This window comes from Roseibium sediminis (genome assembly GCF_008711325.1).
GTDB classification, from domain to species: Bacteria; Pseudomonadota; Alphaproteobacteria; order Rhizobiales; family Stappiaceae; genus Roseibium; species Roseibium sediminis.
Genome location: NZ_VXDB01000002.1, coordinates 146,690 through 161,224 on the forward strand (window position 1 = coordinate 146,690; position 14,535 = coordinate 161,224).

General features: G+C 57.0%; 12 protein-coding genes. 6 read left to right on the top strand and 6 right to left on the bottom strand.

Annotation, left to right across the window (positions count from 1 at the left end):
• The first annotated feature begins 49 nt into the window (after positions 1-49).
• Entirely contained in the window at positions 50-2,020 is a 1,971-nt protein-coding gene (locus tag F0155_RS02600; RefSeq protein ID WP_161599739.1) for a putative bifunctional diguanylate cyclase/phosphodiesterase, read from the top strand.
• Between the two features lie 55 nt (positions 2,021-2,075).
• On the opposite strand, the gene F0155_RS02605 is transcribed toward F0155_RS02600, so the two are convergent.
• The gene (locus F0155_RS02605) at positions 2,076-4,181 is read right to left on the bottom strand and encodes a hybrid sensor histidine kinase/response regulator (protein ID WP_150522913.1); all 2,106 of its coding nucleotides are present in this window, start codon (positions 4,179-4,181) and stop codon (positions 2,076-2,078) included.
• A 387-nt stretch (positions 4,182-4,568) separates the two neighbouring features.
• Between F0155_RS02605 and F0155_RS02610 the strand changes: the two genes are divergently transcribed.
• The 3 genes from F0155_RS02610 (at position 4,569) to F0155_RS02620 (ending at position 6,979) form a co-directional block, all read left to right on the top strand.
• Complete coding sequence (locus tag F0155_RS02610; protein ID WP_150522914.1) at positions 4,569-5,279, top strand: trypsin-like serine peptidase; 711 nt, start codon at positions 4,569-4,571, stop codon at positions 5,277-5,279.
• A 173-nt stretch (positions 5,280-5,452) separates the two neighbouring features.
• Positions 5,453-6,250 carry an NAD kinase gene (locus F0155_RS02615; RefSeq protein WP_150522915.1) on the top strand — a complete coding sequence of 266 codons (798 nt, stop codon included), beginning with the start codon at positions 5,453-5,455 and terminating at the stop codon, positions 6,248-6,250.
• Between the two features lie 201 nt (positions 6,251-6,451).
• The gene (locus F0155_RS02620) at positions 6,452-6,979 is read left to right on the top strand and encodes an Hpt domain-containing protein (RefSeq protein WP_150522916.1); all 528 of its coding nucleotides are present in this window, start codon (positions 6,452-6,454) and stop codon (positions 6,977-6,979) included.
• A 74-nt stretch (positions 6,980-7,053) separates the two neighbouring features.
• Here the strand turns inward: F0155_RS02620 and F0155_RS02625 are convergent, their stop codons facing one another.
• From F0155_RS02625 to F0155_RS02640, 4 genes are all read right to left on the bottom strand, one after another.
• Complete coding sequence (locus F0155_RS02625) at positions 7,054-8,211, bottom strand: DUF2336 domain-containing protein (RefSeq protein WP_244303455.1); 1,158 nt, start codon at positions 8,209-8,211, stop codon at positions 7,054-7,056.
• A 92-nt stretch (positions 8,212-8,303) separates the two neighbouring features.
• Complete coding sequence (locus F0155_RS02630; protein WP_150522918.1) at positions 8,304-9,386, bottom strand: transglycosylase SLT domain-containing protein; 1,083 nt, start codon at positions 9,384-9,386, stop codon at positions 8,304-8,306.
• A gap of 313 nt (positions 9,387-9,699) precedes the next feature.
• On the bottom strand, positions 9,700-10,302 hold the full coding sequence (locus F0155_RS02635; protein WP_150522919.1) for a flavin reductase family protein: 603 nt from the start codon (positions 10,300-10,302) through the stop codon (positions 9,700-9,702).
• Between the two features lie 7 nt (positions 10,303-10,309).
• Positions 10,310-10,903 carry a nitroreductase family protein gene (locus tag F0155_RS02640; RefSeq protein ID WP_150522920.1) on the bottom strand — a complete coding sequence of 198 codons (594 nt, stop codon included), beginning with the start codon at positions 10,901-10,903 and terminating at the stop codon, positions 10,310-10,312.
• Positions 10,904-11,126: 223 nt separating this feature from the next.
• On the opposite strand from F0155_RS02640, the gene F0155_RS02645 reads away from it, so the two are divergent.
• Entirely contained in the window at positions 11,127-12,170 is a 1,044-nt protein-coding gene (locus F0155_RS02645) for a hypothetical protein (RefSeq protein WP_208999095.1), read from the top strand.
• Between the two features lie 27 nt (positions 12,171-12,197).
• Here the strand turns inward: F0155_RS02645 and F0155_RS02650 are convergent, their stop codons facing one another.
• Positions 12,198-13,376, bottom strand: coding sequence for a phytanoyl-CoA dioxygenase family protein (locus tag F0155_RS02650; protein WP_150522922.1), 1,179 nt, complete (start codon positions 13,374-13,376; stop codon positions 12,198-12,200).
• Positions 13,377-13,465: 89 nt separating this feature from the next.
• On the opposite strand from F0155_RS02650, the gene F0155_RS02655 reads away from it, so the two are divergent.
• Complete coding sequence (locus tag F0155_RS02655) at positions 13,466-14,500, top strand: LacI family DNA-binding transcriptional regulator (RefSeq protein WP_150522923.1); 1,035 nt, start codon at positions 13,466-13,468, stop codon at positions 14,498-14,500.
• Positions 14,501-14,535: the final 35 nt, after the last annotated feature.

The following is a 14,535-nucleotide window of genomic DNA, read 5'->3' on the forward strand; positions in this document are numbered from 1 at the left end:
AGAACCTATCAGGGAGCTACTCCGGGAGGATGCTGCGAAAAGGAACAGGATGAAGCCAAAAACCAAAGCGCTTGCAGTCAGTTTGCCGCTATTGCGGTCGGCCCTTGTGATCGTTTTGTTCGTGGCTGCCATGACCTTCACGCATTTCACCATCAACAAGGTTGTTGGCGATTTTGACCGGCGTGAATTCTATTCTGCCCGTCTTGAAGAGGTCAGCCAGTTTGGCTGGGAATACCGTAGCTTCTACGAAATGGGTGCGGCGCTGGCCTATGGCGAGCCGTGGGCCAGCCGTGCCGACCTCAACCGCGCGCTTGATATCTTCTGGTCTCGCACACATACATTGTCGCAGGCTGACTATATCGAGGCGTATGACGATCCTGAAAAACCCCTTCGGCTGGTCAAGGACGTCAAGGACGCCCTGCCGGAATTCGAAAAGGCCGCAAATCTGATCGTTGAAGGCGATCCAGAGAGCCTTGCCCCTTTGAGAACCCTTTATCTCACCTATCGGAACGATATTCTCGATTTCTCACAGGCGGCCTACAACATGCGACGCCTGAAGGCTGCAGCAGCGCTTCAGTCGCAATTCGAGACGACCGATACGCTCAAGGACCTCAACCTTTGGCTCGGAATCGGCGGTTTGCTGGGCTTCTTTTACCTGTTGTTCGAGCTGTTTCAGACGCGACGGCTTGCCGACAAGCTGCATGCCTCTAACAAGAAAGTGCGGGAACTCGCGGAAACGGACTTCCTCACCGGCCTCTATAATCGCCGCAGCTTTTCCGAACGCGTTGAAAAGATGCAGGCGGATGATGAAACCGCGGCCTATAGCCTCCTTTATCTCGATCTCGACGGCTTCAAGCCGATCAATGACCGGCTCGGCCATATTGCCGGCGACGTTGTGCTGCGGGAAATCGGAGTGCGCCTGAATTCCCTGTCCGATGACATTTTCATTGCCCGACTGGGCGGGGACGAATTCGCGATTCTGGCATCCGGTGGAGCCGACGCAGCACAGCGCCTGTCTGAACGGGTGCTTGAGGTCATATCGGCCAGGATCGACTGTGACGGGGCGACCATCTCCATATCAGGCAGTATCGGAATCACAGTCGTCGAGGACGGGCGCAAGCCGACAGTCTCGGAACTGATGCATGAGGCTGACCTGGCTCTCTATGAAGCAAAAGGCCGGGGACGACGCGGTTTCCGCTTCTACCATCCGCAAATGGCCAATGAACTGCGGCGCCGGGTCCAAATCGAGGAAGAACTGGCGCGCGCCATCGAAACCCAGTCGATCGAGATCGTTTTCCAGCCGATTGTCGGTGAGGAGGATGGCAACATCATCGCGCTGGAGGCACTCTCCAGATGGGTTCACCCGATTTCCGGCGCGATCGGGCCGGAGGAAATGTTCGACATCGCCGAGGAGATCGGTCTTGGACCGGCGCTTGGCAGTTATGTCCTGGAACAGGCGTGCAAGAGCGCCCGACCTATTCTTGATGCATTGCCGGAACTTGCCCTGTCGATCAACGTCCGCCCCAGCCATGCCGCGGTAGATGAATTTGTTGACGACTGCCTTCGTGTGGTTTCGGTCAACGGCCTGAACAACAGCGGACTGGTGCTTGAATTTACAGAAGATGACATGGCAACCAACTATAGCCGCATCGGAAAGAACCTTTCGGCCCTGACAGATGCCGGCGTCCGTATAGCCATCGACGATTTTGGCAAGGGCTATTCAAGCTATGCCCGCTTGATGCAATTCCCGTTCTCTGTGCTCAAGCTCGACAGATCGATGATCGCCCATATCGAAACCGATGCTCGCGTGGCGACAATGGTCTCTGCGCTGGTTTCCATGACCCGCAAGCTTGGCGCCGAACTCATCGTTGAAGGTGTTGAGACCGGCACGCAACATTCCATGCTTCAAAAGGCAGGCGTGACACGGTTTCAGGGCTTTTTGTTTGCCACGCCGATGGCACCCAAGGATTTGCTTTCCTGGCTGGATATCTGTCCATCGCGCCGCAAGCGGCTGGTCTGACCTTCCCTAACACTACAACGGACTTTCCTCGCTCCACAGCTGACCTGAAAAAGGCTCAAATGCTCTCGTGCTGTCTGAGGGATTGGAGAACCTTCTGGAGATCGACCAGAGACAATGGCTTTTGGAGGAAGGTCACCGGCTCGATATCAAGGATTGCCTGTTCCTCATGCTCTGGAATGTTTCCGCTCATGAAGACGAAGACGGCGGTATGACCGGACCGACGGAAGAAGCGAAGCACTTCACTTCCAAACCCCTCACGCAGGACAATATCGCAGAACACCACGTCAAGAGATCCGAGAAGCTGAGGAGACAACGCTTCCACCCCCTTCAAATCGGATGCGGCAGTAACATCATGCCCCAGAACCAGGAACAGTTCCTTGAGTGTGAGCTGCAAGTCGATGTTGTCCTCGACAATTAGAATCCGGAATGACCCCTTGCCGCCCTTGCTCGGAGCATCTGCCGGTGCGACGGGTATAATTCCGGGCTTGTCTTGCGCCGGGAACACCAGTGTCGCTGTGGTTCCCTTGCCTTGCTGGCTTTCAAGCTCGAGCCGGCCGTGATGACGGGCAGCGAAGGCCGAGACTGTTGAGAGGCCAAGGCCAGTACCGGTTCCATTTGTCTTGGTGGTGAAGAATGGCTGAACCACCTTTTCGATCAACTCCGGCGCGATGCCCTCTCCATTGTCCGTGACGCCAATATGAACTTCACCGTCGATCTGGCGGCAGGACAATTTGACCTCTCCACTCCCCTTTGTCGCATCGCAGGCATTTGAAAAGAGGTTGAGGATCATCGTTTCAAGGAGAAGCGCGTCGATCAGGATATAAGCCTCATCCTCCAGCTCCAGCTGCACTGACACATGGAACCGATTGCTGTGGGACAGCAATCTGGCTGTTATTCGCAAGACATCGGCTGCGTCCACGATCTCGATCTGCTCTGGCAAGTCCCTGACCGAAGAAAGCAATTGCCGGGTAACGATCGAGGCGCTGTCACAGGAATGGAGGATATTGAGCAAAATGGCCTGATGTCTGGCGTCGAGACCTCGGGCAGTCAACAGCTCGCAATTTGCCTGAATGACCGCCAGATAATTATTGAAGTCATGCGCCACACTGCTGGCAAGCATGCCCAGGGCCTTCAGTCGTTCGTTCTTGGAGGCTTCCTGATCAATGCGACGCTGCTCGGTAACATCCAGCATCGTCAGGATATAGCCTGTTTCATCGTCGCTGAGCTTGAACCGCTTGCACCCGGTGCTGAAATAACGACCGTCTTCCTGCGGCAAGTCTCGCCTCCCCCATTCCATGCTGGCGGGGCCGGACATGATCAGCTCTTTCAGCGGCACCGGCACGCTGCCTCCGACCTCTGTCCCGGGAAAGAGCTTCTCGAAGGCAGGGTTCATGCGGATGATATTCATTCGCTCGCCAATGACGGCGACGCCTTCGCTCAACGAGTTCTGGATGTAGTCTGAAAACTCCTTCTCCCTCCGGAGCCGCTCCCGCTCTTCCTCGAGTGCGGCATTCGCCTGAATGACCTTGCTTTCGATGAAACTTGCCTGGGACGAAATCCAGTTGATGGCCAGGGTCAAATTGATGGCAGTCGCCGTTCCATGAAAGATCCACCAGATCAGTCCGTTGGTTTCCGGCCACATCCATTCAGGAGAAGCTGGCCCCAAAACCAGCAGAAGGAAGCTGATATAAACCACTGGCAACAGTGGATAGGCAGCAAGAAGGAACCGGGCGTTGTAACTCAGGAAGCCGAACATCATCGGGATCTGGATGCACACCGACCCGAATACGGTGACAAAGTGCTGCTGCCCGGCCTGCAGAACATAGGCTGCGCAGGCAAGAACGGTGCTGAGCGTCGACAAAAGCGCATGCCATTTGCGCAGCCGTTCCCAGAGCCCGAGATCAAACCTTCGCTCTACCAGACTTTCCTTCAGCGCGCCGCACATGAAGACTGCGACAATACTTGGTGCAAAAGCAAGGATGTAGGGCAAAACGTTGAAGGAAAGATCCGGTGTAACGACATCAAAAATAAATGCGGAGAGCGTAAGGAGCGAAACGGCAAAAACGCTGAACCGGGAAAACTCGAAATAGATCACGATCCCGCGGGCTGTGCGGAGCTCAGTTCGCCCCAAATGCTTGAGTGCGGCAGCCTGATCCGCCACGGGAAGCCGTGACGCCCCGGTTCTCAAACAGCGTATCGCTCTCCCTACCCCACCCAATGCAGAACACTTCTTCCCGTGAGATGCCCGGACTTTACTTGCCCTTGGCAATTATAAGAAGTTTGCGCCTTAAAGTAAGTCCCCCTCCTGCCCTTTTTCTGTTTTACTGCCGACAAGGGCTGCAGCTGCGCCTCTGCGTTATCCAAGTGATTTCACCTGTACGGGATTTACTGATGACATGACGCAGGAAGATAATCTCTATCTGGCAGATCAAATAAGAGCGACGCCTTGCTAACGGACAGATGGGAAAAATGCGGGTTTAGGGAGTTGCCAAAGCGGCAAATCGGGCTCGAACACCTTTTACCTGCGCTGCTTTTTTTGCTCTGTGCCTTGATCCTGATTTTCTCCCAGTACCCCCATACGGCGAACGCCGACGAGGCACGTATCCGGATCGTGGATAGTGACCAACCGCCATGGACCGCCGTCGGGCGTCTCAACATGGCTGGCCATGACCGCCTATCGATGTGCACCGGTGTACTGGTTGGTCCCAAAACAGTGATTACAGCCGCTCACTGTCTTTTCGATGGACGCAGTGGATACCCGCATCCTGTGAATGACCTTCGGTTTGTCACGGGAGTCAGGCGAGACCAGAATGCGGGAGTCGCCGAGGTCGACTGCGCGCTTTTTCTGCCCGGGTTCACATACGCACGAAAACCCTCTGTGAGGGACACACGGTGGGACATCGCAGCTGTCATTCTCAAACACCCCTTGCCGGTCCTTCCGGTACCGGTCATTCGCACCAGCGCCCTTGCACGGGTCGGCGGCGAAACCCGTCTGAGAGCCGCCGGATATAGACGATCACGCAAGTTTCTCCCGACTCTCGATGGAGATTGCCGCCTTTTGTGGACACGCGATGGCATCTGGATCACCAGCTGCGCGACGGAAAGCGGGGCGTCCGGAGGACCGGTTTTCGTGGAAGACGACGGGATCTGGAAACTCGCTGCGATCATGTCTGCACGTTTGAACCGCGCGGGTTCCATTGCTGTTCCGCGTGGCATCTGGAGCGACCTTGTCCGCAGCGATGCGTGTCCGGGACCATAGGCAAAGTCCGCCCGACAAGGGGAGCGTTCCCGTTTATCGGACCCATAACGGATGGGAACCGGACCGATCCTCCCAATTAAGGACTTGGCGCAGCGACATTTTCCTGCATTTACTTGTACGCAGCTTTTGCAATGCACCAATTTGCAGTGACAAGGACAACCCAGCAGCTGGCCATGAATCAACATGTAGACGCCCGCACGAACCTTCAGACGGAAAAGCTGGCTTTCGTATCCAGCGATACCGACGAGGCCATTGCGGCACGTGAGGCGTTGTCACGCCACTACGGATCGGTGGAAGCGGAAGACGCGGACGTCATCGTCGCTCTTGGCGGCGACGGCCTGATGCTGCAGACCCTGCATCGTTTCATGGGTACGGGAAAACCGATCTACGGCATGAACCGCGGCTCTGTCGGCTTCCTGATGAACGAGTTTCGCGAAGAAGACCTGCGGGCGCGCCTGAAAGCTGCCGATGTCACGACAATCCACCCTCTGATCATGGAAGCGGTCGATCTGGACGGCACGCAGCACATGGCCCGGGCGATCAACGAAGTCTCCCTTCTGCGTCAGACTTCTCAGGCTGCCCGGCTCAAAGTGTCCGTAGATGGGCGGGTACGACTTGAGGAGCTGGTCTGCGACGGCATTCTTGTTGCCACTCCCGCCGGCAGTACCGCCTATAACCTGTCGGCTCACGGGCCGATCCTGCCGATCTCCTCGCCGCTTCTGGCCCTCACCCCCATCAGCGCCTTTCGTCCGCGCAGATGGCGCGGAGCCTTGCTGCCTGATCATGCAAGGGTCGACATCGACATTCTGGATTCCGACAAACGCCCTGTCAGTGCATCGGCCGACCACAGGGAAATTCGAAACGTTGTGCGGGTATCCGTTCGCGAGGAATCCAGCCTTGATGGCCTGATCATGTTTGATCCGGACCATGGCTGGGACGAACGCATTCTGACAGAGATGTTCCGGTACTGACGGAATCCGGGTGTTCCGGCATCGCTCATCAGCCCGAAATTAGCCCCCGGTTAGGTATAAACTGAAAGCTACCCACAGAATGCGAGCGGGATGTGATCGTTCAACTTGCATGTAGTGGTAGAATAGGCTCGTGTTCGATTCGTGACTTCTGCAGCTATTCGTTGCCCTCGCGCGACGGGTAAAACAATCGAGAGACGTCCCATGGGTCCAGACGAACTAGGCGATGACGAGGACTATGAAGTCATCAAGCCGCCCCGCAATCTCAAATCCAAAGTTCGAGAATTGAGCGCACGCGAAGCTTCGAAGTTCGACCCGATCAAGGATGCCGAAACCGCCCTGCAACGGCTGTCGGGCAACTTCGACGACTGGATGAAAAATGAAACACGTGATCTGGCAGAAGCCTGGAAAGCTGTCGAGCAGGACGGGTTGAACACGGAAACCATGGACCGCGTCTATCAGACCACCCACAATATCAGGGGACAGGCCGTGACGTTGGGCTTCCCTCTTGTGGGCGAGGCTGCGGCCCTGTTCTGCCATCTGATGGACACCGTGCCGGATGCCTCGCACCTGCCGAAGGAACTCGCCGCGCGCTACGTTGCCGCCATTCGGGCCATGGTTGCCGAGAACGCGCGGGACGAAAACAGTCCGACAGGCAAGGCACTGGTCAATGGCCTAGCCGATGTGACCGACGCGCTTTTGGACAGGATGCCAAAACCCAAGCAAGACTGACAATCCCCCCAACGGAAAAGGCCCCGGCGGATGATCGCGACGGGGCCTCTTTTTATTGGATCCGGTGCTGTTACTCAGGCTGCTGCAAGCGCCTTCGTTGTGCTGGTTTCCCTCATGAAGGCACGAGCCTCCTGGCGCGCGACATCAACGGAGAAGTTGCGCAGGAAGGCGACAATGTCGTCGTTTCCGTCCAGCGAGTCGTCCTGCAATTCCTCAAGCAGATACTCGGTCAACATGCGAGCCTGCTCGATATGGAGATCGCGAGTGAAATCTGCCTGAACCTGCCGAGCCAGATCAATGGTCATCAGGAAGGCCTGATGCGAGCGAAGCGGCAGGCCAGCCTTTCTCAGCAAGGCGCGCAGGACAGCAGGGCGAACCGTCTGCAGTGTCTCACGCAGCCGTTTGACCGGGACATTCCCGAGCACCGAAAGCGCATGGACGAACAGGCGCAGTTGGCCGCAGCAAACCGCACGCAGCAACAAACGGGTGTTCAGATGCGCTTCTTCACGCAGGTACCCCACGAAATCCGCCAGCTGCTCCTCATCTGCCTTGGAGGCAAGCTTCAGGATGACCTTGTCACCGGACTCGGTGGCAAACTTGCCGCGAGCGCGTTCCGACAGACCGGTTTGGACCAGCGGATTGTTTTCCAGGCTCACCGCAAGTTTCAGCAGCAGCTTGTGGCGCATGCGAATGCAGATGTCATCACGCTGCAGCAGGCGTTCGCGAACGATCGGGTGATCGGCAAAGCGATCCGCGATGCGAGTAACGGCGGACTGAATGACGGTGGCGCTGGTGTTGTCCAGAAGCGCAGCACACGCCGGCGCCTCGCCCACTTCGGCAAGGGCAGCGGCAACAGCTGCAGACAGATACGGCCTTTGGGCAATGGCAACCTGAGCCCGTTCGGACCCCTCGGCCGCCAGATCGACCAGTTCCGTATCGGAGAATATCGGGGAGCGACGCAGGATCGGCTCAGCCACCTCGTCCACATCACCAGCCAGACCGCGAATGATGTGCGGCGGGGCTTCTGCGCTTCTCGCCAGGTTCTCGGCGAGGGATTTCCGAACATCGATGCTCGGATCGTCCAAAAGCAGCGTCAGGGCTACGGTTGCGCCCTTCCGTTCTTCGTAGGACAGTTCCGAATGAAGCCACGCACGTGCCAGTGCACCTGCTGCTTCAGCTCTCGGCCCGTCCGGGGCTGTTTCGACCCATTTAAGAAACTCGTTTATGACCATCTTCAACGCACTACAGATCCGTTTCCACCAGACCAGAGTGACATCAAAGCCTTAACGATCGGTTCACCATAAAAACAGCAAAACGCGTTTTCTTACGCAGGGGGAAGCAAGTCCTTCTGCTCCCTTTTGCCGTCAAGGATCAGAAACCGGGTAAGATCCAGCGGCAATCCATCCTGAGCCACAGCCAATTCCTGGATAGCCAGTTTGGACCCATTGCCGGACAGCCGCGAATAGGCGCTTTCCTGAACAGCTGCAAATGCCGACGCCAGACGCGCCTTCACATTGACGTTTTCAGTGGCAGCGTCATTTCGAAACAGGGCTTCAAACGGGTTGGATGTTTCTGTTGCCTGAAAGGCGGACAAGACCCGACTGGACACGCCCATACCGACCTCGGAACCATCCGACTGCACGTCGCCCGCGCTTGCCACGGCATCGGGGTCCGGCCGCTGCGACGGGACACCAACATTGAGGGTCGGCTTGTCCGTTGGCAGCATGGCGACCTCGGTCAGCCCCCTCACCTTCGGCTGGCGCCCATTGTCGGATACGTTCGCGATCATCGTTACAGCGTCATGCTTTGAAACGATGACATTGTAGACCTCTTCCATCGACCGGGGCGTTCCGTTCCGGTGATAGAAGATGGGCTTGTTCGCCCTTGCCTGCTTGGAGAAAACGGCGTCCGCCCGCATGTCCGGGCTCGACTCCATCGCATTGATCAGCCGCGATGCACCAGTTGCTCCCAGAAAATGCGCCATATAGAGCTCGCCATCGCTCGGCGGACGGCCGATCTTTCGGCTGAGCTGGTCAGCGTTCTTCTGGGTCAGGGCTCCGGCCATAAGGGCCGAGATCTGCGGATCCTTCCGCAAATCCAGGATCTCCTGTTTCACTCGGGCATCGCTGACATAGTATTTGCCGCTTCTGCTCCGCTTTATCTGGTCGGCGTAGTTTTCAAGTCCGTGTTTCGGGCCTGCCTCTTTCACTGTCTCCAGCCAGGTGGACTCGATGAATTGGAACAAACCGGTCGCACTGGACGTGCGCGCCTTGGCTGTAGGGTTCATCGACGATTCACGCTGGGCCGTCTTCACCAGATAGTCGAAAGACGTGCCTGTTGAACTACTGGCTGACTGAAAGGCCTGCTCGATCCGGGACGCGACCGACGCGGTCTCAGCTACACGCATGATACCCGCTCCTCGAGAGTTTTAATCTATGGTTAATTTCGAGCCACAAAGGTTAACAAGTGGTTAACAATCCACACCGCCGCGTCATTTTTCTGAAATTACGAACTAGCTTCAAAACATTGATAGTTCTTATTATTTTTGGATACTTGAAACAATTGCCTCCCGCAAGCCTTTTTACAAATTGCAATTTGGATCAAGGCTTAATGATGGCTATTGCAAGTATTTACATGACAAGAAAATACAAAACGCAGCACATCTGGAAGGATGTGCTGCGTTTCATAAAAGCGAGACCAAAAGACTATTGGCAGAACTGCTATCCGCCGGGGCGTCCCATCTCGAAAACCTCGTTCACCACCGCATAATCCTTGTATCCCAAACGTGATAGTGGCCGAACCTTGGTCACGTCGAACCGCCCATCGGTCAGAACTTCATCCTTGATGTGAATGGCAACGACCTGGCCGAAGACCACATGGCTGCCGGTTTCCTTGCCATCCAGATCACGAATGTTCTCGGCCTTCAGAAGTTTACACTCCAGAGCCGAATAGGCTGCGGCCACACGCGGAGCCTTTACAAAGCGGCATTCAGCCATCTCAAGGCGCGCTGCCTCGAACTCCGACATGCCATGTGGCAACGGGGCTGAGGAAGCGTTCATCGCGTCCTTCAGATCATAACTGACCATGTTGCAGACGAATTCGCCGGTTTCCTCGACATTGGAAACGGTGTCCTTGTATCCCGTCGAAGAGAACACGACGATTGGCGGAGTATCTCCCACGGCATTGAAGAAACTGTAGGGCGCAAGATTTGCCCGCCCTTGCAGGTCCAGCGTGGAAATCCAGCCGATCGGGCGCGGGGCGACAATGGCCTTGAAGGGGTTGAACGGGAGACCGTGATCGTTCTTGGATGTCTCGTAGAACATGCGTTTTTCAGCTTTCCGACCAGTTGGAACAGATATCTGCAAGGTTTGGGCGATCCCGCTCGACGGGGGCCTGTGTTGGCAGGCCGATATGGATGAAGCCGGCGAAGCGCTCACCCTCCCTCCGGCCAAGGAACTGGCTCGCCTCGTCATCAAAGGCATACCATTCCGTCAGCCATTGAGCCGCATATCCGGCCCCTCCGGCTGCGTTGACAAGGTTCATGCAGGCCGCACCGGCAGAGAGCTCCTGCTCCCACACCGGGATCTTGGGATGGATGGCTGCCTTGCTGATGACACCGACAACCAGCGGTGAACGGGTGAAGCGGGTGCGCTCCTGCTCCAATCGTGCCTCGTCCAGTGGGCCAAAATTTTTCTGCGCCAAGGCAACAAGCCGATCGCCGATCCGCTCCCCCTGCTCGCGGCGATAAACGACAAAGCGCCACGGGGCCAACTTGCCGTGATCGGGAACACGGGCAGCAGCGGTCAGAATCTTTTCAAGTTCTTCGTCCGCAGGACCGGTGCCTGTCATTGTGATACAGGGATGAGACCTGCGGGTCAGAAGGAAATCCAGCACTTCGGGGCGTGGAGCAGCATTCGAGGTCATGAATAATACCTGTATAAAGGGAGTGCGGCAGGACGATAGATGACGTAATTCATTGACCGCAATTGTCAACTTTTGACAAGCTGTCTTGAATTCGCCGGATTTTCCATTGCAGGAAGATCATGAAGTGCGTTTAAAGACGCCTTTCGGCAAAGAATGAAGGTCTGGAGTAGGAAGTGTGCTGAACCATTCGCTCAGAATCAGAAAACTGGCGATATGCGCTGCAATGGCGATTGCCCTCGCGCTTCCTTCTGCAACGAGCGGGATGTTCGGTTTATCCGGCTATGCCTGGGCCCAAAGCGAAGAGACCGCAGTTCGCGCGCCCCGAGAAAAACCCAGCCCGGAAGAACTCGTCAGCGAACCGGAAGCCCCTGTTGAAAACCTGCTGGACCGACCGCCGGAACCTCTGTTTTCCGATGCGTTGCTTCCCTACGCACCGGCCACGCAGGGAGCCAACGGATTTCCGGCAGGCGCAAGTGAGGGTGTTCTTTATCTTATGGCGCGACTGACGCGCGATACGGAACCTCTGACCAACGGCCTTGTCTGGCGCATCTATAGCGAAACGACCAACTCCGATGGCAAACTGGAACTTGTTGCCAAGTCGGAAGGCGGCAACGGAGAATTTCGCCTCGATCCGGGCGTCTACCTGATCCACACCGGCTACGGCTATGCAACTGCGGTCAACCGGATCGTGATGGGCCGAAAGGTCGAATCCAAGATGGTGATCCTGAACGCAGGCGGCGTGAAGCTGAATGCCGCTCTCGATCAGGAAACGCCGCTCAAGGCGAACGTCAAATTCGACGTTTACGGAATGGAGTTCAACGAACGCGGCGAACGCCGTCTGATTGTCGGAGATATTCCACCGGAGACCATCGTGCGCCTGAATGCGGATACGTATCACATCGTCAGCCGATATGGAGAAACGAACTCGGTCGTGCGGGCGGATGTGCAGGTTTTGCCCGGCAAGCTCACCGAAGCCATGCTCTATCATGATGCAGCCGAAATCACGCTGAAACTGGTCAATGAAGGGGGCGGAGAGGCCATCGCCAACACGTCATGGTCTGTACTCAGCCCCGGCGGTGATGTGGTGGTGGAAGCAACGGGTGCCTTCCCGAGCTTTGTTCTGGCAACCGGCGACTATGAGGTCATTGCCAGAAACAACGGGCGTTTGTTCCGGGACACGTTCGAAGTCAAGAATGGCGACGACCGTGAGGTCGAGGTCCTGGCCAGCAGCCGAAGCGACAAGGCCGCTCCGGCCAAGGTGAACTGACACACCGGCCAACACGGTACCGGGCTCTCAAGGCCGACGTCTGGCGTCCTGTTCGTCAAGAGCTGCTTCAAAGCTGGACCTATCCCACCGTTCCGACAACGCCTTGAGGAACAACTGTTTCTGCGTTTGCGGGGCCAGACCGCCGATCGGCGGGTCGCGGTCCAGATTTGTCGGGAAGGAATACCCTTCCGCGCAGGAGGACACTGCCGCCTCAATGGATGACCAGGACATGCTGCCGGATGCGTGTGCATCCTTGAGCGCGGGATAGAGCGCCTTGCACATCGCCATCCTGTCGATGCTTTCCATCGCCCGACCGAAAGCGCTGGAGACCTGAAGAAGATTGACCAGTCGCTGCACGTCCGCGCTGCGATTGGCACCGGCGGCATGAAAGAGGGCCGGATTGAAGAAGAGCGCGTCGCCCTTTTCCAGAGGCAGCTGGATGTAGCGCTTCTCGAAACAGGCCCGGAACTCGTCCAGTCTCCACGCGGCGTAACCTGCCCTGTAAAGCTGGGAAAACGGCAGAAGTTTAGTCGGCCCACTTTCAATCGGCATGTCCACATGCGCAACGCCCCCCTGAAGGGTCATCACCGGAGACAGGTCGTGCACATGCGCCGGATAGGAGGCGCTGATATCCGCCGTCTGAAAGCCGAGATGATAGTCCCTGTGCGCCTGCTGGGCTTCTCCACCCGGGCGCACCAGATTGACCTGCGCGGTCATCTGGTAGTTCGGCCCGAGCCACGCTTCGCACACGGTGTCTATCGCCCGGTTGCCAAAACAGCCGGCAAAGACCGCTGGAGCCTGCAGACACAGCTTTTGCAGGGAGTTCCAGATCCGGTCATTTGCACCAGCCTTGGCGAAGTGATCCGCCCCACCGCCGTTTTCAAGCTTTTCGCGCGCAATGATGTCGTGAAACACCTTAGCGGCTTCATCAAGCGGAGCCGTGTCGGCAAAGGCACCTTTAAGGACAAGAACACCGGACAGGTCCTTGAGGACATGCGCCCATTCCGCCATCAACCGACGACGCAGACCCGCCCCTTCCAGCTCCTTGCCAAGTCCTGCCACATCATAGATCGGGACATTCTTGACGACGGTGTCGGTGAAAACCAGCTCACTTGCCTCAAGAGACCTGCTGACCAGAGCCCGAAACTCGTCGATGTGGCAGGATTTTGCATCAAAATATCCCGAAACAGGCAGTCGAGCATCCATCGTTCTTTCCCCCGGCTTGTTTTCCTTTCCCTGAAAGTACCGTCGCGTTCCGCTTGATTTGCGCTCGATTTCCATCAAGAATCCATCAAATGACCCATCGTTTTCCCGTCAAGGAGATTGCCCTCCAGTCAGGGCTCAGCACCGCCACCGTGGACCGGGTTTTGAATGATCGCCCGAATGTCAGTCCGCTTGCCCGTCGCCGGGTTGCGGCAGCGCTCAAGGAACTGGAAGCTCAGGAAGACCAGCTGTCGGCGCGCGGCAGGCGGTTGATGATCGATATCGTGGCCGAGGCCCCTTCCCGTTTCCTGCGCGAGATCCGCCATTCGACGGAGCGCGCTCTTGCCTCGTTTCTTCCGGCCTCCGTCAGATGCCGTTTCACCTTTCAGGAAACCATGTCCGTGCCTCAATGCGTGGCCGAGCTCAATCGCATTGCCAAACGCGGAAGCAGCGGCGTTTGCCTGAAGGCGCGGGATGTTCCGGAAGTCCGTGCTGCAATTGCGGAGTTGAAGAACCGCGGCATTCCGGTGGTGACCGTGTTCACCGATTGCCCGTCCTCCGCCCGCATTGCCTATGCCGGGCTGGATAATCTGGAAGCCGGGAAAACTGCCGGATATCTCATGTCGGGGCTTCTCAACGGTCTTGAAGGAGCGGTTCTTGCGTCTCGAAGCGACAGAAGTTTTCAGGGCGAAGAGGAACGTCTTCAGGGGTTTGAACGGGAACTATCATCCTGCCGACCGGACATCGAGATCCTGTCTGTGGTCAATGGCGCAGGCCTGAACGCCAGAACTGCCCGCTCTGTGGAGGAGGCTCTGCGAGCGGGAACCGACATTATCGGCGTTTATTCAATGGGCGGTGGCAACCACGGCTTGCTCGGCATGCTGGACAATCTGGGCCAGAAACCGGTGGCTGCCATCGGTCACGATCTGGATGAAGACAATGTGGAGCTTCTGAGGTCGGGCGACCTGTCGCTGGTGCTCTACCATGATCTTGAGCAGGACATGCACATGGCCATCCGGCATCTTCTGGCGGCCCAGCGCGTTGTTCCCGAACCGGAAGAAGAGGCCCTGAGCGATATCCAGGTCATCACACCCCGCAACATTCCCGCGCGGTTCAGATTGCCCTGAACGAGCTGGCCTTAGCGAAACAACCTGAACAAACC

What these genes read in the sequence shown, in the direction of transcription:
- F0155_RS02600 (WP_161599739.1), top strand. Translation starts at nt 50, where the DNA reads ATGAAGCCAAAAACCAAAGCGCTTGCAGTCAGTTTGCCGCTATTGCGG.
- F0155_RS02615 (WP_150522915.1), top strand. Translation starts at nt 5,453, where the DNA reads ATGAATCAACATGTAGACGCCCGCACGAACCTTCAGACGGAAAAGCTG.
- F0155_RS02620 (WP_150522916.1), top strand. Translation starts at nt 6,452, where the DNA reads ATGGGTCCAGACGAACTAGGCGATGACGAGGACTATGAAGTCATCAAG.
- F0155_RS02625 (WP_244303455.1), bottom strand. Translation starts at nt 8,211, where the DNA reads ATGGTCATAAACGAGTTTCTTAAATGGGTCGAAACAGCCCCGGACGGG.
- F0155_RS02630 (WP_150522918.1), bottom strand. Translation starts at nt 9,386, where the DNA reads ATGCGTGTAGCTGAGACCGCGTCGGTCGCGTCCCGGATCGAGCAGGCC.
- F0155_RS02635 (WP_150522919.1), bottom strand. Translation starts at nt 10,302, where the DNA reads ATGTTCTACGAGACATCCAAGAACGATCACGGTCTCCCGTTCAACCCC.
- F0155_RS02640 (WP_150522920.1), bottom strand. Translation starts at nt 10,903, where the DNA reads ATGACCTCGAATGCTGCTCCACGCCCCGAAGTGCTGGATTTCCTTCTG.
- F0155_RS02645 (WP_208999095.1), top strand. Translation starts at nt 11,127, where the DNA reads ATGGCGATTGCCCTCGCGCTTCCTTCTGCAACGAGCGGGATGTTCGGT.
- F0155_RS02650 (WP_150522922.1), bottom strand. Translation starts at nt 13,376, where the DNA reads ATGGATGCTCGACTGCCTGTTTCGGGATATTTTGATGCAAAATCCTGC.
- F0155_RS02655 (WP_150522923.1), top strand. Translation starts at nt 13,466, where the DNA reads ATGACCCATCGTTTTCCCGTCAAGGAGATTGCCCTCCAGTCAGGGCTC.